Here is a 16,892-nt window from a genome sequence, read left to right as displayed (position 1 = left end):
GCGGGAACCCAGGGCGAATGCCAAAACTACATTGTGTTTATTTCCCTTGAAGAATATGGGTGTTTATGGGAATCCCAAGCGGTAATTGTATAATTTTGCGTGATACGCCCCAATCATGGGCTTTTTGTTGAAACGCGCGAAGAAGAAATTAAGAAACATAGAAAATGATGAAAAAACTACTTGTTTTTTTGATGTTGCACATAGGTGTTGCCCAGGCCCAGAATCAATTTACCTTGGCCTTCGGCTCTTGTAATAAGAGTGAAGTGGAAAATCTGCTTTGGGACGATGTTGTAGCCAGTGGTGCCCAAGTATGGATATGGGGTGGCGATGTGGTGTATGCCGATACCGACAATATGCGTTTGTTACGAAAATTCTACCGCAAACAAGACCGGGTAAAAGGCTACAAAAAGGTGAAAAAGGCCATGGATGTAATCGGTACTTGGGATGATCACGATTACGGACTTAACGATGGTGGGGAAGAATTCGAAATGCGGCGTGAAAGTCAAAAAGAGTTCCTCGATTTTTTAGATGTACCCAAAGATAGTCCACGCCGGAAGCGCGAAGGCGTGTATGCCAGTTATAACTATCAAATTGGCGAACATAGCGTTAAGATTTTGGTGTTGGATACCCGCTATTTTAGAACGGCGCTGACCAAGGATACCGAGACCAAAAAACGATACAAACCCAATACCGATGGCAAAGGCTCTATGCTGGGTGACGCCCAATGGCAATGGTTGGAAGAGGAGTTAAAGGCTTCCAAGGCCGATTTTAACGTGCTAGTAAGTAGTGTTCAATATTTATCCGGCTTGCATGGCTTTGAGAGTTGGGGCAATTTTCCCCACGAAGTGCAAAAACTACAAGATGTTATTCGGAATTCGGGGGCCAAAGGGGTAATGGTATTGTCGGGCGACCGTCATATTTCCGAATTCTCCCGAATCGAGGTCGCCGGTCTAGATTACCCATTGGTCGATTTTACCAGTAGCGGACTCACCCATGTTTACGAAGAATTCTCTTCAGAGGAAAATCCGCATCGGGTAGGGGAGGTCGTAAACCAAAAAAGTTTCGGCACCGTTAGTTTCGATTTTACCAAGCGAACGGCCACCTTTAAAATGGTAGGTGATTCCGGCGAGGTCTTTGCTAAGCTTGTACAGCAGTATTAAGGTAGGATGGTTTTGCGTTTTTTATGCAAAATAAATTGGAAAAGGCTATAATTGAAGAGAGGAGAAGTTCTGATAATAGCAAGATATTGATTTAGGGAATGGAACCGTTAAAGGTTGCTTGCTGTCAGTATTAAAAGATTCTAAAAAAAATAATTTATGCTGAAACAATGGCGGTTAATTCTTTGTTTGTTGCTTTTTATTTCTTGTGCCGAAGAAAAAAGTAAACACCCAATTTATGGGAATTGGAATGCGGAGTAACTTTATGTTAATGGGCAAGATTTCGTTGGTTATTATGAAAATGAACTAGTTTATTTTTCCAAACTAGCCAAGTTTACGGAAGATAATCAAATGTTGGTTTTTCTTGATGATGATAAAAAAGTAATCGAGGCTAGATTTGAGTTGAATTCTAGTTTGGATTCTATAAAGTTTGAGTCTGGATTGAAAAACTTAAATGGGATATTCAAAATTAACATATCAGAGGGTAGTGGCAGTATGATAATGAAGTTGAAATCAGATAAGGGGGAAATGCAATTCAAAAGGATAAATGGGGAAATCCGACTGTAGTTTATTAGAACTGGCATGGATGATACGTATGAGAAAAAGGTTTTTTTGTTGAAGTTTTGTTGTTCTCAAGTTTTGATTGGCAAGAAGTATAGCTTGCTTTGGTAGTAACACACGATAAAATCGTACGGTAGTATATTTTATGCGATGATTTAGAAGGGAATAGGTTTGAGGTTCATGCGATATACTTACCTATAAATACTGAAGATTCTAATAATTAACAAATGCGATTATTTTTTGTCACCTTAATAGTCTGTAAGATTTCTTTTTGTCAAGAAAGAGTTGAAAATATAGGAGATAGGGATTGTGAAATCTATCTTAAACCAATACTTGGTTTTGATATTAAAGCTTATGAAGAAATAGAAAGTGCGTTAAATAAATTTGATGAAAGGGAATATGATTCAAGTGAATCTTTATCTCATGTCGAGTATGATAGATGCTTTTATAATGTAAAAAAGGAGATTAAAATTGATGGTTTGCGGACTGTAAATTTAAAAGGAAGATTGGCATTTAATAATGAAACGAAAGAATTGGTTTATTATCGGATAGAACTTGAGATAGGTAAGGATATGGAATACTATTATTTCTTGATGGATTTTTTAGAGGAAAAAGATACTGAGAGAAGAAATGAATTTATTTATAAGAGAAAAAGAATGTTCAATTCCTCCAAAGTTAATGGGTGTTATAGGGTGTTTTCATACTCCAGAAGTTATGAAAATGATAGCCCAGTCGTGACAATTCGATGTGCGCTCTAGTTTAGTTATTATATTACTTAGCTGTTTAGCGAGTTGTAGGGTTCAAAAATGTGATATCCATAAATACCACTCTAGGGGTTGAATTTGGAATCAAACCAACATAAATTATCTTTGTTATGAATCTAATGCCAGTATTATGAATATTGAGACTACAAAATTGGAATTGATGCAATTATTGCTTCAGACCCAAAAAATGTCGGTGCTGCAGCAGATAAAAGAGGTTTTTGAAAAAGATATCGTGGCCTATACCGTAGATGGTAGGCCCTTGACAAAATCGGCCTATAAAAAAGAACTTTTGGAATCCGAAGCCCAAATAGCAAGGGGTGAATTTATCACACAGGAAGATTTGGAAAAAGAATCCGAAAACTGGTAAGTGGCAGGGTTAAAGGTTATCTGGTCGAATAGGGCCATAGCTCAGTTAAAATCTATCCACGATTATATTAGAGACGAACTTAAATCCCCACAAGGCGCAAGAAATGTAAGGCTCGATATTTTAAAAACCACCGGCTCCATTGTATTTGCCGAACAGTACGAAGTGGATGAGATTCAACCGGAATACAGGAGAATGCTGGTGCGCCACTATAAAATACTGTATAAAGAGGTAGAAGGTAAAATACATATCCTAACTGTTTTTGATACCCAACAAAGCACCGAAAGACAAGCAAAGGACAATTATTAACAAGCATTCAATTTTGTACTTCGAACTTCGTACCTAGTACTTCCAATATCCAACATTCATCCATTCCCATGTTAATTTAATCGTAAAGCTTAGGGAATACATCCGTTTTTTGCGATTTTTGCGTTAATAATTCGATTGAAGTGTTATTCTGAATAAAATTTCATTAGTTGGTGAAAGCCATTTTTAAGAACATAGCAACCTTTTTGATGACCCTCTTGGTTTTGGTGTCCACGGTTTCTTTTACCGTAGATAAGCATTACTGTTTGGGCAGGGTAATCGATACGGCGCTTTTCGCGCATGCCGAGGGTTGTGGTATGGAAATGGAGGCTAATGACAAAGAAGGTTGCTGTAAAAACACCCAAGAGGTTGTTGAAGGGCAAGACGAGCTAAAGATGAGTGTGTGGGAAGATCTCGATTTTCCATCCCAGCAGTTTTTGGTGGCCTATACCTATACGCTTCCTTCACGTTTCGAACCCCTTGCCAAAAAGGCGGTTCCTTTCCAAAATTACAAACCACCGCTCTTGGTGGTCGACATCCAGCTTTTGGATGCCGTTTTCTTGATTTGATTTTTGAATGCCCTTGAAAAAGGCGGTTCCGATGTAATCGGGAATGGCCGAACCATGGTTTATTCAATTTCAAATCAAAACAATGAAGAAGATTTTATTCATATTTATTTTATTTCCAGCATTTATGCTGGGTCAGGCACCCTTAAAAGGTGTCGTTTACGAAGACGACGGACAGGGTAACGATGTACCCCTGCCCGGGGCCAATGTCTATTGGTTGGGTACTAAAATTGGTGATGTAACCGATTTTGATGGGGTATTCGAATTGGAATATAGTCCCTCCTATACCAAGTTGGTGATCAGTTATGTGGGTTACCAGACCGATACCCTTCATATCAATACCAATAGAAGGATCAAACATAGGCTAAAGGCGACCAACGAACTCGACGAGGTAGTGGTGGCCCAACGCAAACAAGCCTCCAAAGCCTCATACTTGGCGGCCCAGAATATAGTGAACATCAGTAGTGCTGAATTGTTGAAAGCGGCCTGTTGCAACCTCAGTGAGAGTTTTGAGACCAATCCGTCCATCGATGTCAATTTTTCCGATGCCGTTTCCGGTACCCGACAGATAAAAATGTTGGGATTGACCAGCCCCTATATTCTGATCGCTACCGAGAATATACCGGCTATACGTGGGGCCGCCCAGGCCTATGGCCTAAGTTTCACCCCGGGAACTTGGGTAGAGAGTATCCAAATTACCAAAGGCGCCGGAAGTGTGGTCAACGGTTTTGAGAGTATTACTGGGCAGATCAATGTAGAGCAACAAAAACCTTCTATGGATTATCCGGTGTTTGTAAATGCCTATGCTTCTGCCAGTGGGCGATACGAGCTTAATACCCATTTAAATACACCGGTATCTGACCGTTGGCAAACCGGATTATACCTCCACGGTAATACCCGCTCCCAAAAGTTCGATCGTAACGATGACGGATTTTTAGATGTACCCTTGGCCAAACAGATCAATGTCATGAACCGTTGGCAGTATACCGATTCCGAAAATGGCTTTGTCGGTTTTTTCAATGTGCGTTATCTGTACGACGACAAGCAGGCAGGGCAAGAAGGTTTTGATCCCGATCTACATAAAGGAAGTACCGATTTTTGGGGTAGCGGCATAGAAACACAACGTTTGGATATTTCCGCAAAAGTGGGTTATGTGAATCCGGAAGTACCTTATCAGAGCTTGGGTTTTCAAGTGGCTTATAGTAACCATAAACAAGACTCTTATTTCGGACTGACCGACTACGATATTACCCATAATAGTGTGTATGCCAATTTGATTTATAATACCATCATCGGTGATTCGAGGCATAAAGTGAAAACAGGTTTGAGTGCTACTTACGACGGCTACGAAGAAGCGGTACAGTTTACCGATTTCAGTAGGGTAGAGCGTTCGGTAGGGGCTTTTTTCGAATATGCCTACGACGACCTGGAAAATTTAAACCTTACGGCGGGGCTTCGGGTCGATACCCATAATCTTTTGGGTACCTTTATAACCCCGCGTTTGCATATGCGCTACACCCCATGGGAAAATGCGGCATTGCGGGCCTCTTTTGGTCGGGGTAAACGGGCGGCCAATATTTTTACCGAAAACCAAAAATTGTTCGCTTCTTCCCGTAGTTGGGATATTCGAGATGCCGGTGGTGCCATATATGGTCTGGATCCGGAGATTGCCTGGAATTATGGGGGCGGTTTTTTACAAGGTTTCTATATCGCAGGGCGGAAGGCTGAGGTGAATGTAGATTTCTATAGGACCAGCTTTAAAAACCAGGTGGTAGTAGATTGGGAAGATCCACAACGGGTGTCCTTCTATAATCTCGATGGGGATAGTTATGCCAATAGTTTCCAGTTGGAATTGGGGTACGAGCTTTTTCCACGTTTCGATATTAAGACGGCCTATAAAAATTATAAAATTGAAACGGATTATACTTCCGGTAAAAAGAGTGCACCCTTGGTACCCGAACATCGGTATTTTGCCAATGCGGCCTACGAAACGGAGGTAAGCCCAAAGGGAAGTCAATGGAAATTCGATGCGACCTTCAATTGGTTGGGCAAACAGCGTTTCCCTGATACGAGTTCAAGTCCGGAAACCTTCCGGCTTGGGGAGTATACCCCTACGGTCAGTACCTTGAATGCCCAGGTAACCAAAGTTTTTTCGCCTAGTTTTGAGGTGTATTTGGGGGGCGAAAACTTGACCAATACCAAACAAAACAGCCCAATTGTGAATGCCGAAAACCCGTTTGCCCCCTATTTTGATACGACTATGGTATATGGCCCCATCTTCGGGACCATGTATTATGCCGGACTTAGATATAAATTATAGTCCAGCCATCCGAGACTGGATGGCTTCAGACGAAAAGAATAAAGAAAATAGAAAAAAGACCCGCTGAAAATAGGATGATTGCGTTTGTTTCGGTTACCCGTCGAACCAAATTAGTAGGATATATCTTTCCTAGTTTGATTAGGTGCTATAAAAAAATGAAAGCATAACGCATTGAACATAAAAAAACTATTTTCAAAGCTCTATTGGCTAAGCGGTCTAATTTATTGACGCTTATCAAATTATAATTAAATTAGAAACGATTAAATAAAAGGATATGAAACGAGTAGTAGTAATAGTAATGTTTTTCGCTGGGCTTAGCACTTGGGCCCAAAATAAGAATGCCAAGGCCACTATGGAGGTAGATGGGGTGTGTACCATGTGTAAAGACCGTATAGAAAAAGCCTGTATTAAGACCAAGGGTGTAAAATCGGCCGTTTGGGATGTGCATACCCATCAGTTAAGCTTGATTTACGATGAACGCAAAACCGATTTGGAGACCATTCAGCAAAATGTGGCCAATGTAGGTCACGATACCAAAGAGCTAAAAGCGACTGAGGAAGCTTACAATAGTGTACATGCCTGCTGTAGGTATCGCGATAAGAAAGTAGTGGACGATCATAAAAAAGAAGGCGGCCGATAAGAGGCTGTTTTGTCCGGTACTGCTAACCAATGCCTGATAGACAAAGGCTAATTGTTATGCTTTTATTAAGTCTTACGGGGGTTAGGGTAGAGGTATCGGGTAAAAACGCTATTTTTGCGCAAAATTTTTAAGAAATGACAGGAAATAGAACTTTTACCATGATCAAGCCCGATGCTGTTGAAAACGGACATATCGGTGCTATTCTAGATAAGATCAACGCTGCCGGTTTTAAAATCGTAGCTATGAAATACACTCAATTGAGCAAGCGCGATGCCGAGGCTTTTTATGCCATTCACAGCGAGCGTCCGTTCTTTGGTGAGTTGGTAGAGTTTATGACCCGCGGCCCCATCGTTTCCGCTATTTTGGAAAAAGACAATGCCGTTGAAGACTTTAGGGCTTTGATTGGAGCAACCAATCCGGCCGAGGCTGCCGAGGGTACCATCCGTAAGTTGTATGCGACTTCTATTGGTGAAAATGCGGTTCACGGATCGGATTCCGATGAAAACGCTGCCATCGAAGGCGCCTTCCATTTTGCTGGAAGGGAAATATTCTAAAGTAAACGTTTTATAACAATAGAAAGAGCCGGGTTTTGCCCGGCTTTTTTGATTTTTGGGATTACGTACCTGTGCAAACGTTGTCCTTACCCTTATAAATGGTTTTACGGTTGGTTACGGTTTCCCAATCTATCTCATTACCCATACCTAATAATGTGCCATCGCATTCAAAAATTTTGGCAGGTAAGGTATTGCAATGCGGGCAACAACTGTCAATGATGAACACTTGTTTGTCGTTTAAGGTAGCGGTTGCGATGTTGGTGTAATCCGTTCCGAAATCGGCATTTTCCTTAACGATTTCGGCTAACCAGGTCAATTGGTTAATAGGGTCGTTTCCGCCACAAATTTCATCGGAAACATCACCCGAACAGGATGCAAAAAGACAAAGTAAGAAAAGAAAAAGGAGTGTGTTGGTTTTCATAGCTGGTTTTTCCAATAGATGGCCCCATGCCTACAAGGTTGCGCCCAACTTCTTGAAAACAAGTAAAAACTATCCCAATATCAGCTTTTTAACGATATCACGCCCCAAGTGTTGATTGAGCATTTTGACTATTTTGGCTTTGCCAAAGCTGAGTTCTTGGCGCAGTACTGAAGAGTTTAGGCGTACGATCAAAGTATCGTCACGTAATTGTACTTGGTCGGTATAACTCCACACCCCTTGGCCCATAACTTCTTTCCAGCAGTCTTGTATTTCTACCTTGTCCAGCCCTTTTTGGAGTTTGTTCTCACTGATAAACTCCTTTAAGGCATCGGAAAGCGATAAGTGTTCGTCGTGTTTTCTGCGGGCCATTATTCCACGATTATGGGTTGGTAGCGTTTGTATCGGTATAAGATACCGGTTTCGTTGCGGACCGTAAACGAATCCGGTTTTAATTCAGTAAGTGTTTCCGACCACTCGCTTAGGGCGGTCTTGTAGGTGAGTACGAGACTGTCTCCAGATTGGTTTGCCGTGAAAACCTCACCTCCACTTTCCGGTATGGTCAAGGCTTTGCCAAGTTGTACTTTGATTTTATGTCGGTGACCTTGGGTTCCTTGGAGTTTTATATAATCCACATAGGGGTTCACAGGGAATTCCTTAATACTACCGTCAGCCGAAACCACTTGGCTTATTTCCCAATAGCCATTTAAATCGGATAATTGATCCATGCTGGGTCTGGTTTGGCAACCTAAAAAAAGCAAAGACAGGGAAAAGAGTAGGAGTCTCATAACTGGGATTGAAAATCAATGCAAGTTACGTAAAAGACGTGGTTTTTTGTGGGGAAGCGCAAGAACGTTTTTGTCTATGTTCTGTGTTCTCAAGTCTCATTACCCAGCCGGTGGATCTGATAATCCCTATGGATCTGGCTTACGATGGTCTCGGTACGTTGGTCGTGGGTATCGGTGATAAAAACCTGTCCAAAGTCGTCGGTATCTACCAACGAGATTAATTGGCTTACCCGGTTCTCGTCCAATTTATCGAAGATGTCATCGAGTAATAGGATGGGGGTGTCTTGGGTTTGGTCTTTGGTAAAGTAATATTGCGCCAGTTTCAGGGCGATCAAAAACGATTTTTGTTGGCCTTGGCTGCCAAATTTCTTTATCCGATGTTCCCCGATTTTAAACTCAAGGTCGTCTTTATGAATACCGGCCGAAGTGTATTGAAGCGCCCGGTCTTTGGTAAGTTGTTGTTCCAGAAGATCGGCAAAGGAAACCGCCTCCAGTTGACTTTGATAACGGAGCGAAACCGATTCTTGGTCCCCAGAGATAATACGGTATTGCTCTTGAAAAATTGGAATGAACGCCTCTAGGAATTCCTGACGCTTTTGATGGATTTGCTCTCCATAACCCACCAGTTGCTGGTTGTACACGGCTATAGAGTCGGCATCAAAGGTGTGGTTGGCGGCAAAATACTTTAGCAGTGAGTTCCGCTGGGTTAATACTTTATTGTAGTTGATCAGGGTACTCAGGTACACCTTGTCAAGTTGGGAGATGACCCCGTCTACAAATTTTCGTCTTAGCTCACTACCCGATAAAATGAGGTCGCGATCGGCAGGCGAAATAATAACCAAGGGAAGCAAGCCAATATGGTCCGATAGGCGTTCGTAAGTCTTGCCGTTGCGTTTGATCAGTTTTTTGTTTCCTTTTTTTAGGCTGCAGACTATTTTTTCGGTTTTGCCATCTTTTTGGAAACTGCCTTCTAGCATAAAGAAATCTTCACCATGTCTAATGTTCTGGGTGGCAATCGGATTAAAGTAACCCTTTCCGTAACAGAGGTGGTAAATGGCATCTAGCGTATTGGTCTTGCCAATACCATTGGCCCCGATAAAGCAGTTCACTTTAGTGGGAAAATCAAAGCTTTGGCTTTCGAAGTTTTTATAGTTTACCAGTGTAAGTTGGGTGATTTCCATGCGAAGGATAATCGGCAATGAGCCTGACCAAAGCGGTGCTCAAGTGATTAAAGGCCGCAAAATATCGAAAAATAACGAGAAAATGCCCTTTCGCATTTCGAGAAAAACTTTATTTTTGCCCGGTTAATAAAAAGCACTATGGCTACTTATAAAAAGAGAGGTTACAAGCCCAAACACCAGGTAGATGATGTTACCGAGGTGGAAATCGATGATTCCGACAGTACAACCAAAGAAGTATTTGAGACTTTAGATCAGAGCGCTTCGAAGACTGAGGAGTGGGTGGCTGCCAACCAGAACTATATTCTAATGTTCATTGGGGCCATAGCTGTTGTCGTATTGGGGTATTTGGCCTATAACCAATTTGTGACCAAGCCTAAAGAAGCCGAAGCGGCCAATGAAATGTTCTATCCGCAGCAGTATTTCGACCAAGCGTTGAATGCCGCCGGAGCCCAACGCGATTCGTTGTTTACCATGGCCTTGAATGGTGGTGAGGGTAAATACGGTTTCTTGAATATTATTGAGGAATACAGTGGTACCAAAGCCGCTAATTTAGCAAGTTATTCTGCGGGTATGTCTTATCTGCAAATGCAGAAATACCAAGAAGCTATCGATTATTTGGAAGATTTTTCTTCAGATGAGGCTGTTTTGGGTGCCTTGGCCAAGGGAGGTATCGGTGATGCCTTTAACCAGTTGGGTCAGGCTGGAGATGCCTTGGATTATTACGAAAAAGCCTTGGCTTTTGAAGCCAATGACTTTACGACGCCCCGCTTTTTGAACAAGGCTGGTATAGCTGCAATGGATCTCGGGCAAAACGATAAGGCCTTGGGGTATTTTCAGCGTATTAAAAATGAATATCCGAATACCAATGAGGGTAGGAGTGTAGATGCTTTTATCGGAATGGTAGAAAACAAATAGATGGCTACAGAGAATAAAAATCTTTCAGCCTACGATAAGTCAACGATCCCAAACGCGGCCCAGCTGCGATTTGGGATTGTTGTTTCTGAATGGAACCCAACCATAACGGAAGGTTTATACAGCGGGGCTGTTGAGGCCTTGTTGGATTGTGGGGCCCAAGTGGGCAATATTATTCGTTGGAACGTACCCGGAAGCTTTGAATTGGTGTTGGGTAGTCAGCGTATGATCGAGACCCAAAAACCCGATGCGGTAATCGCTATTGGTAGCGTTATCCAAGGGGAAACCAAACATTTCGATTTTGTGTGTAGTGCGGCCGCCCAAGGTATTAAAGATGTCAACTTAAAGACCGGCGTGCCTACCATTTTCTGTGTGCTAACCGATAATACCATGCAACAGGCCATTGATCGGTCGGGTGGTAAACACGGCAACAAAGGCGCCGAGGCTGCCATTGCAGCGATTAAGATGGCAGTATTGGGCAAATAAGCCCATATAACTGATATTGTATCGAATGAAAACCCAAGGAGACCTAAGTTTCTTTGGGTTTTTGTTTACATACTAGTTTCGGATAGCTGCTGTTAACAAAATTTAGCAAGGCTTGGCATACACTTTGCATGCTTTTATGTAAATTTGGATATAACCCTAAAGAACATGGTGCTTCGAGGCTTATTTAAACCGCACAAGAACAAGACGTATGATTATACGCCCAGGTATTATAATGCCCGGAAAGAGCGGCTAGAGAATTTAATGAAAGCCAAAGAAGCCAAGTCCGATGAAGATTATATCAAGGGCTATCGCAGAAAGACCTTTAGGGAAGATTGGCGTACCAAAAAAAGCCAATCTATGGATGTGAACCGTAGGCTAAGGCTTATGGTGATTGTAATTTTCCTCTTCATTTTCGCATATGCCGCCATGAAGTACGGCAAACTAGATTTCTTATTGTAAATGGGTGATGTTATCAAACTTTTACCCGACCATGTCGCCAATCAGATAGCGGCAGGGGAGGTGGTTCAACGACCGGCTTCGGTGGTAAAGGAATTGTTGGAGAACGCTATCGATGCGGGTGCCCAACAGATACAATTGATCGTAAAGGAAGCGGGTAAAACCTTGATCCAGGTCGTAGACGATGGTAAGGGTATGGGTACGACCGATGCCCGTATGTCATTTGAGCGGCACGCTACCTCCAAAATAGAAAAAGCCGAGGACTTATTCGCTTTGCAGACCAAGGGGTTTCGTGGCGAGGCCTTGGCTTCCATAGCGGCCATTGCCCATGTAGAGATGAATACCCGTCCCGAAGGGGAAGAGCTGGGTACACGGCTTGTAGTAGAGGGCAGTAAGGTGGTTTCCCAAGAGTCGGCCGTAGTGCCCAAAGGAACCTCCATTCAGGTAAAGAACCTGTTTTTTAATATTCCGGCCCGCCGCAATTTCTTGAAATCGAACCAAGTGGAATTACGGCATATAACCGATGAGTTCCATAGGGTGGCCTTGGTGCATCCGAACATCAATTTTCGGTTTTATCATAATGGCAGTGAACTGTTTCATTTGCCGGTTTCCAATATCCGCCAACGTATCGTAAATATTTTTGGCACCAAGACCAATGAAAAGTTGGTGCCGGTTACCGAAGATACCCATGTGGTCAACATCAGTGGATTTATCAATAAACCCGAGTTTGCCCGCAAGAGTCGGGGCGAACAGTTCTTCTTCGTCAACGACCGGTTTATAAAAAGTTCTTATTTGAATCATGCGGTCAGTGCGGCTTTTGAAGGTTTGTTAAAGTCCGATACCTTTCCGGGTTATTTTTTGTTTTTGGAAGTAGATCCGGGTAGTGTCGATATTAATATACATCCCACTAAGACCGAAGTAAAGTTCGACGACGAGCATAGTATTTATGCCATTATCCGTGCGGCGGTAAAACATAGTTTGGGGCAGTTTCAGGTGGCTCCGGTACTCGATTTTGAGCATGACGAAAACCTGCAGACACCCTATGGATATAAAGATAAATCGGCGGTATTGCCCAAGGTTACCGTAGATGCTGGGTTTAATCCTTTTGCCGAAGAACCGCCCAAAATGGCAACAACAAAAACAGCTTCGGCTTCTGGAGGTGGTTTTTCGACCTATAAACCCGAAAGGGCACCCGATTGGCAGAGTTTGTATGTAGGACTAGATCAGGCCACACCAGAAGTGTTGGAAGGTATAACCATTGAGTCTGAAACTTTGACCGGCTCCATTTTTGAGGAAAAGGAAGAAGAGACCGTAAAGGGAACCACTTTTCAATTGCGACGGAAATATATCGTGACCACCATTAAATCGGGTATGGTCATAATTGATCAGGGGAGGGCGCACCAGCGGGTGCTCTATGAGAAATTCCTAAAAAATATTACGGTACAGCAAGGGGTGAGTCAGCAATTGTTGTTCCCAATCGAGCTGGAGTTTACGCTCTCTGAGATCGGTATTTTGGAAAGCCTGCGCGAAAGCATGGAAAAGACCGGATTCGTTTTTGGGGCCTTCGATGCCGGAAAATTGGAGTTGGTAGGCTTACCGCCCTTGGCGTCTGAACAATCGGTGCCCGAACTGTTCGAGGGATTATTGGCCAGTTTTAGGGAAGGGATACCACACGACGGGTTTTCACAGGCCGATGTCTTTGCCAAGCAATTGGGTAAAAGTTTGGCCGTTCGAACCGGTGAGGTACTCGACGAGGCCTCGCAAATGGCTTTGGTTCACGACCTGTTCGCCTGTAAGGAACCCCAGTTGAGTCCGTTTAATAAAACCGTATACATCACCCTAAGTGAAGGGGATATCGATAAAAAATTTATGTAAATGGGTAACGTAAGTAATGCCATAAAGCATTTGGTAATCGTAAATGTGTTGTTTTTTGTAGCCACACAATTGTATGGCGATATGATGTACCAGTGGCTATCACTATGGTTCGTGGAAAACCCGAATTTTCATTGGTGGCAATTGGTGTCCTATATGTTTATGCATGGCGGCATAATGCATATAGCCTTTAATATGTATGCCTTATGGGCCTTTGGTTCGCCTTTACAACAGATGTGGGGGAGTCAAAAGTTCTTTTTCTTCTACTTTTCGGCCGGAATCGGTGCTGCTTTGATCCATGCTGGAGTGAATTATTTTTATTTTAAGGATGGTTTGGAAGCGTTAACCGCCACTGGGATGTCGCAAATGGAAATATTGGAAATCGTTAAAGAAGGGAAATATATACCTGGATGGTACGATGTGGTACCCAAGGGAACCTTAGATAATTTTTTGTCAGCGATTAATACTCCGGCAGTTGGTGCCTCAGGTGCCGTTTATGGTATTTTAGTGGCCTTTGGTATGTCTTTTCCGAATGCTGAATTAATGCTATTGTTTTTGCCGGTGCCCATTAAGGCCAAGTACTTTATCCCTATTTTGGTAGGCTTAGATCTTTTCTCTGGCTTTACAGGTTATTCCTTGTTTGGCGGTGGCATAGCACATTTTGCCCACGTGGGTGGCGCGCTGTTCGGCTTTTTGATGATGTGGTATTGGAAAAAGAATCAGTTTAATCAAAACCGCTGGAACTGATGGCTGTAGATTTGCGTTACCAATGGAAGCAATGGGGTATACTCGAACGTTTGATCGTAATCAATGTGGGGGTGTATTTGGTCAGTGCCTTGTTACCTTTTCTTTTTCAGGTCGACTCCCATAGTCTTTGGCAGTGGTTTCATATGCCCAAAGATATTTTCGATTTCCTTACACGACCGTGGACACTTATAACCTATGCTTTTTTCCATGGGGGAATCTGGCATTTGTTCTGGAATATGATCATGCTCTATTTCGCTGGGCGTATTTTTCTCAACCTATTTGGTGCCAAGCGCTTTATAAATGTGTACTTCTTGGGGGTGGTTTTTGGGGGAATCTTCTTTTTGCTTTCCTATAACCTATTCCCGGTATTCAACAATACGCAGGCGGTATTGTTAGGGGCCTCGGCCGGGGTGATGGCCATTCTTATTTTTGTATGTACGTATATGCCTAATCAAGAGGTACGTTTGTTCGTCTTTACTATAAAACTATGGTATTTGGGTGTGGCCTTGGTGCTACTTGACTTGGCTCAGATTCCAATTAATAATTCAGGCGGACATATAGCCCATTTAGGGGGTGCTTTGTTGGGCTATCTCTATGCTTCGCAACTCACCAAGGGGAACGATATAGGCGGTGGTTTTGAAAAAATATGGACAGGCTTGGTGAATATGTTCAAGCCCAAACCCAAGAGTCATCTTAAAACGGTCTATCGTAAAAAAGAGGCCAAACCGGCCAAAGATCTTTCCAAAGCGGCCCGCCAACGCAAGGTTGATGCAATTTTGGACAAAATCGGAAAATCGGGTTATAGTAGTCTTACCCATGAAGAAAAGGAATTTTTGATTAATTCGGGTAAGGATATTTAATGTTGACCAAATTTTTTACGGGCATTTTGTTTTTGGTCAATCTGGGGGTGGCTTTCGCGTTGTTTTTGGCCATCATAGGTCAGTATTCAAGCTGGCCCGCCTTCTCGATACTGGCCCTTGGTGTACCCCTTTTGGTTGTAGTGAATTTAGTATTTGTGCTATTTTGGCTTTGGGTCGATTGGAAAAGAATATGGTGGTCGGTTACGGTTTTGGTACTTGGTTTTTTCTTTTTAGGGAGTTTTTACCGCTGGGGCAATAGCTCGAATATAGAATCGAAGGATTCTGATGTTTCGGTAATGAGTTTTAATGTGCTTTCTTTTGATGGTTTTGGTGAGTTTAACAATGATAATGGTGCAAGTATTGTAGATTTTATTGCCAAGGAAAACCCAGATATTTTGTGTGTTCAAGAATTTGGTAGGAGGAAAATACGGGACTTGGGGAGACAATATGCCTATATGCAAATGAGTCGTAATGTAGAGGGTTTGAGCAGGCAGGCTATATTCTCTCATTTTCCTATCATAAATCATGGCGATGTTCCATTTCCGAACAGTCCCAACAATGCTATGTTTGCAGATATACTGGTAAAAGCGGATACCATACGTGTGTACAATACCCATTTACAATCGTTTCATATTGGGGTAAAGCGTGACTTTCTCGAAGAAAAAGGGGCAGAGGGGGTATTTAAACGCTTGTATTCTGGGTTTAAAAAACAGGAGGAACAGGCGCAATTAATAACTGAAAATCGAGCGACCCATTCGTATAAAGAGATTATCTGTGGCGATTTTAATAATACCACCTATTCCCATGCCGTACGGACCTTAATGGACGGTATGCAAGACAGTTTTTTTGAAATGGGTTACGGTTATGGCCGCACCTATAAGTTCAAATACTATCCATTACGAATCGATTTTGTTTTGGTGGACCAGTCGCTCGAACTAACTTCACAAAAAACCTATACCGATAAACTCTCCGATCATTTTCCGGTTAAAGCTACTTTTCGGTTAAAGTAGGGCGCAATCTGCCGAATCGGCTAATATATGGATGATTAGTCCCAACCCGATTAACCTTGTGGGTTTCCATAGTGTGCTTATGCCGTAAACTAGGATGGCCGGAATGGTGTGTAAAAAATGATGGCCAATACTGCAGCGATTCGGGTCAAATATAGGATTGGCCCATAAATGGTCCAAATCAATGAGAAAGGCGGCATACATGATCAAGGTAGCCTTTGTGAATTGACTTCTATAAAAAAGAAAGGCGACCAAAGGGGGTACTAGAAAATGGATGCCATAATGTACGAATGGGCGCATTACTCCAAAAAGCTTAGATCGGTGTTCTCTAAGTAGGAAAGGGCATTGGTGCCTTCGTTGAACAAAAGATCCAAAACGCTTAAGTTTTCGATAAACCCATGTCGGTCACCAAACACCTGTACATAGTGTGGTAGGCTATAACTACGTTTGTCTTTAGCGTTAACCGTCCAGCGGGCATCTATAATGCCGTCTAACTCCGTTTTGTAGTTCTCGGTCCGGTTTTTGGGAAAAGGTAGTTGTAGGCAATCACAGAGTCTTTCGGTGAGTTGGAGGTTGAACTCCAAAAGGTCGGTAGCGGTGTCTTCTAAAAAGAGTGGCGCCAACTCATCTTCGTAATATTCAAAAAAGGGTGAGGTGCGGTAGGCGGTTTCCAAAGTGCGCCAATGGGTGCGTTGCCAAGGGGTGTCGGTATCGGTTTTAACGGCTTTGTACAATTGTCTGCCCTGTTCGCCGCCAGCATGGCGAATGGGAATGTTCATCATATGCCTGCCTTGGTCGGTACAGATGTAGGTACGGTTCCGAAACGTTTGTTTTTGAAAATTGTCCTGTACTTCCCAGTACACCTCCCTTTGGGCCAGAATGGCGAATTGGGTAATGTTTGGGGCATAGGAAGGATGTAAAAGAACTGGCATA

Annotated in this window: 21 protein-coding genes; 15 read left to right on the top strand and 6 right to left on the bottom strand. The window is 42.7% G+C overall.

The features are described 5' to 3' along the window. Window positions 1-167 precede the first annotated feature (167 nt). From B7P33_RS01135 to B7P33_RS01095, 8 genes are all read left to right on the top strand, one after another. A complete protein-coding gene (locus B7P33_RS01135) occupies window positions 168-1,160 on the top strand; it encodes an alkaline phosphatase D family protein (protein WP_097440130.1) in 993 nt (330 codons plus the stop codon). A 785-nt stretch (window positions 1,161-1,945) separates the two neighbouring features. After that, window positions 1,946-2,476, top strand: coding sequence for a hypothetical protein (locus B7P33_RS01125; protein WP_097440128.1), 531 nt, complete (start codon window positions 1,946-1,948; stop codon window positions 2,474-2,476). Between the two features lie 136 nt (window positions 2,477-2,612). Then, window positions 2,613-2,849 carry a hypothetical protein gene (locus B7P33_RS01120; protein WP_097440127.1) on the top strand — a complete coding sequence of 79 codons (237 nt, stop codon included), beginning with the start codon at window positions 2,613-2,615 and terminating at the stop codon, window positions 2,847-2,849. Continuing rightward, entirely contained in the window at window positions 2,850-3,155 is a 306-nt protein-coding gene (locus tag B7P33_RS01115) for a type II toxin-antitoxin system RelE/ParE family toxin (protein ID WP_097440126.1), read from the top strand. It begins immediately after the preceding gene. 170 nt (window positions 3,156-3,325) lie between these two features. Then, complete coding sequence (locus B7P33_RS01110; RefSeq protein ID WP_245871588.1) at window positions 3,326-3,721, top strand: HYC_CC_PP family protein; 396 nt, start codon at window positions 3,326-3,328, stop codon at window positions 3,719-3,721. A gap of 82 nt (window positions 3,722-3,803) precedes the next feature. Then, on the top strand, window positions 3,804-6,038 hold the full coding sequence (locus B7P33_RS01105) for a TonB-dependent receptor (RefSeq protein WP_097440740.1): 2,235 nt from the start codon (window positions 3,804-3,806) through the stop codon (window positions 6,036-6,038). Between the two features lie 274 nt (window positions 6,039-6,312). After that, entirely contained in the window at window positions 6,313-6,678 is a 366-nt protein-coding gene (locus tag B7P33_RS01100; protein ID WP_097440124.1) for a heavy-metal-associated domain-containing protein, read from the top strand. A gap of 134 nt (window positions 6,679-6,812) precedes the next feature. Continuing rightward, window positions 6,813-7,232 (top strand): nucleoside-diphosphate kinase, encoded by a 420-nt coding sequence (locus tag B7P33_RS01095; RefSeq protein WP_097440123.1) that lies wholly within the window; start codon window positions 6,813-6,815, stop codon window positions 7,230-7,232. Between the two features lie 61 nt (window positions 7,233-7,293). Here B7P33_RS01095 and B7P33_RS01090 read toward each other — a convergent pair whose 3' ends face one another. From B7P33_RS01090 to recF, 4 genes are all read right to left on the bottom strand, one after another. Next, entirely contained in the window at window positions 7,294-7,653 is a 360-nt protein-coding gene (locus B7P33_RS01090) for a hypothetical protein (protein WP_097440122.1), read from the bottom strand. A gap of 69 nt (window positions 7,654-7,722) precedes the next feature. Further along, window positions 7,723-8,022 (bottom strand): DciA family protein, encoded by a 300-nt coding sequence (locus tag B7P33_RS01085; RefSeq protein ID WP_097440121.1) that lies wholly within the window; start codon window positions 8,020-8,022, stop codon window positions 7,723-7,725. Further along, entirely contained in the window at window positions 8,022-8,378 is a 357-nt protein-coding gene (locus B7P33_RS01080) for a hypothetical protein (RefSeq protein WP_097440120.1), read from the bottom strand. The genes B7P33_RS01085 and B7P33_RS01080 overlap by 1 nt, the downstream gene beginning before the upstream one ends. Before the next feature lie 149 nt (window positions 8,379-8,527). Further along, on the bottom strand, window positions 8,528-9,619 hold the full coding sequence (gene recF, locus B7P33_RS01075) for a DNA replication/repair protein RecF (RefSeq protein ID WP_097440119.1): 1,092 nt from the start codon (window positions 9,617-9,619) through the stop codon (window positions 8,528-8,530). Between the two features lie 138 nt (window positions 9,620-9,757). Here recF and B7P33_RS01070 point away from each other — a divergent pair, with 138 nt between their 5' ends. From B7P33_RS01070 to B7P33_RS01040, 7 genes are all read left to right on the top strand, one after another. Then, the gene (locus tag B7P33_RS01070; RefSeq protein ID WP_097440118.1) at window positions 9,758-10,534 is read left to right on the top strand and encodes a tetratricopeptide repeat protein; all 777 of its coding nucleotides are present in this window, start codon (window positions 9,758-9,760) and stop codon (window positions 10,532-10,534) included. Next, on the top strand, window positions 10,535-11,017 hold the full coding sequence (ribH, locus tag B7P33_RS01065) for a 6,7-dimethyl-8-ribityllumazine synthase (protein WP_097440117.1): 483 nt from the start codon (window positions 10,535-10,537) through the stop codon (window positions 11,015-11,017). A gap of 261 nt (window positions 11,018-11,278) precedes the next feature. Next, on the top strand, window positions 11,279-11,476 hold the full coding sequence (locus B7P33_RS01060) for a hypothetical protein (protein WP_245871586.1): 198 nt from the start codon (window positions 11,279-11,281) through the stop codon (window positions 11,474-11,476). Beyond that, complete coding sequence (gene mutL / locus B7P33_RS01055) at window positions 11,477-13,348, top strand: DNA mismatch repair endonuclease MutL (RefSeq protein ID WP_097440116.1); 1,872 nt, start codon at window positions 11,477-11,479, stop codon at window positions 13,346-13,348. Continuing rightward, window positions 13,349-14,092, top strand: a complete 744-nt coding sequence (locus tag B7P33_RS01050) for a rhomboid family intramembrane serine protease (protein ID WP_097440115.1) — start codon at window positions 13,349-13,351, stop codon at window positions 14,090-14,092. Continuing rightward, on the top strand, window positions 14,092-14,952 hold the full coding sequence (locus tag B7P33_RS01045; RefSeq protein ID WP_097440114.1) for a rhomboid family protein: 861 nt from the start codon (window positions 14,092-14,094) through the stop codon (window positions 14,950-14,952). The genes B7P33_RS01050 and B7P33_RS01045 overlap by 1 nt, the downstream gene beginning before the upstream one ends. Then, window positions 14,952-15,962: an endonuclease/exonuclease/phosphatase family protein gene (locus tag B7P33_RS01040; RefSeq protein WP_097440113.1), complete on the top strand. Its 1,011-nt coding sequence runs from the start codon at window positions 14,952-14,954 to the stop codon at window positions 15,960-15,962. Before B7P33_RS01045 ends, B7P33_RS01040 begins: the two co-directional genes overlap by 1 nt. Here the strand turns inward: B7P33_RS01040 and B7P33_RS19615 are convergent. Both B7P33_RS19615 and B7P33_RS01030 read right to left on the bottom strand, forming a co-directional pair. Further along, window positions 15,954-16,259 carry a DUF6122 family protein gene (locus tag B7P33_RS19615; RefSeq protein ID WP_097440112.1) on the bottom strand — a complete coding sequence of 102 codons (306 nt, stop codon included), beginning with the start codon at window positions 16,257-16,259 and terminating at the stop codon, window positions 15,954-15,956. The two genes, B7P33_RS01040 and B7P33_RS19615, sit on opposite strands and share 9 nt — an antisense overlap. Then, window positions 16,259-16,891 (bottom strand): WbqC family protein, encoded by a 633-nt coding sequence (locus B7P33_RS01030; RefSeq protein ID WP_097440111.1) that lies wholly within the window; start codon window positions 16,889-16,891, stop codon window positions 16,259-16,261. Before B7P33_RS01030 ends, B7P33_RS19615 begins: the two co-directional genes overlap by 1 nt. Between the last annotated feature and the right edge of the window lies 1 nt (window position 16,892).

Source organism: Sediminicola luteus (assembly GCF_002514735.1).
Taxonomy (GTDB): domain Bacteria; phylum Bacteroidota; class Bacteroidia; order Flavobacteriales; family Flavobacteriaceae; genus HQA918.
The sequence above is the reverse complement of the archived record's forward strand: the minus strand, read 5'-3'. Positions and strand labels throughout refer to the sequence as shown.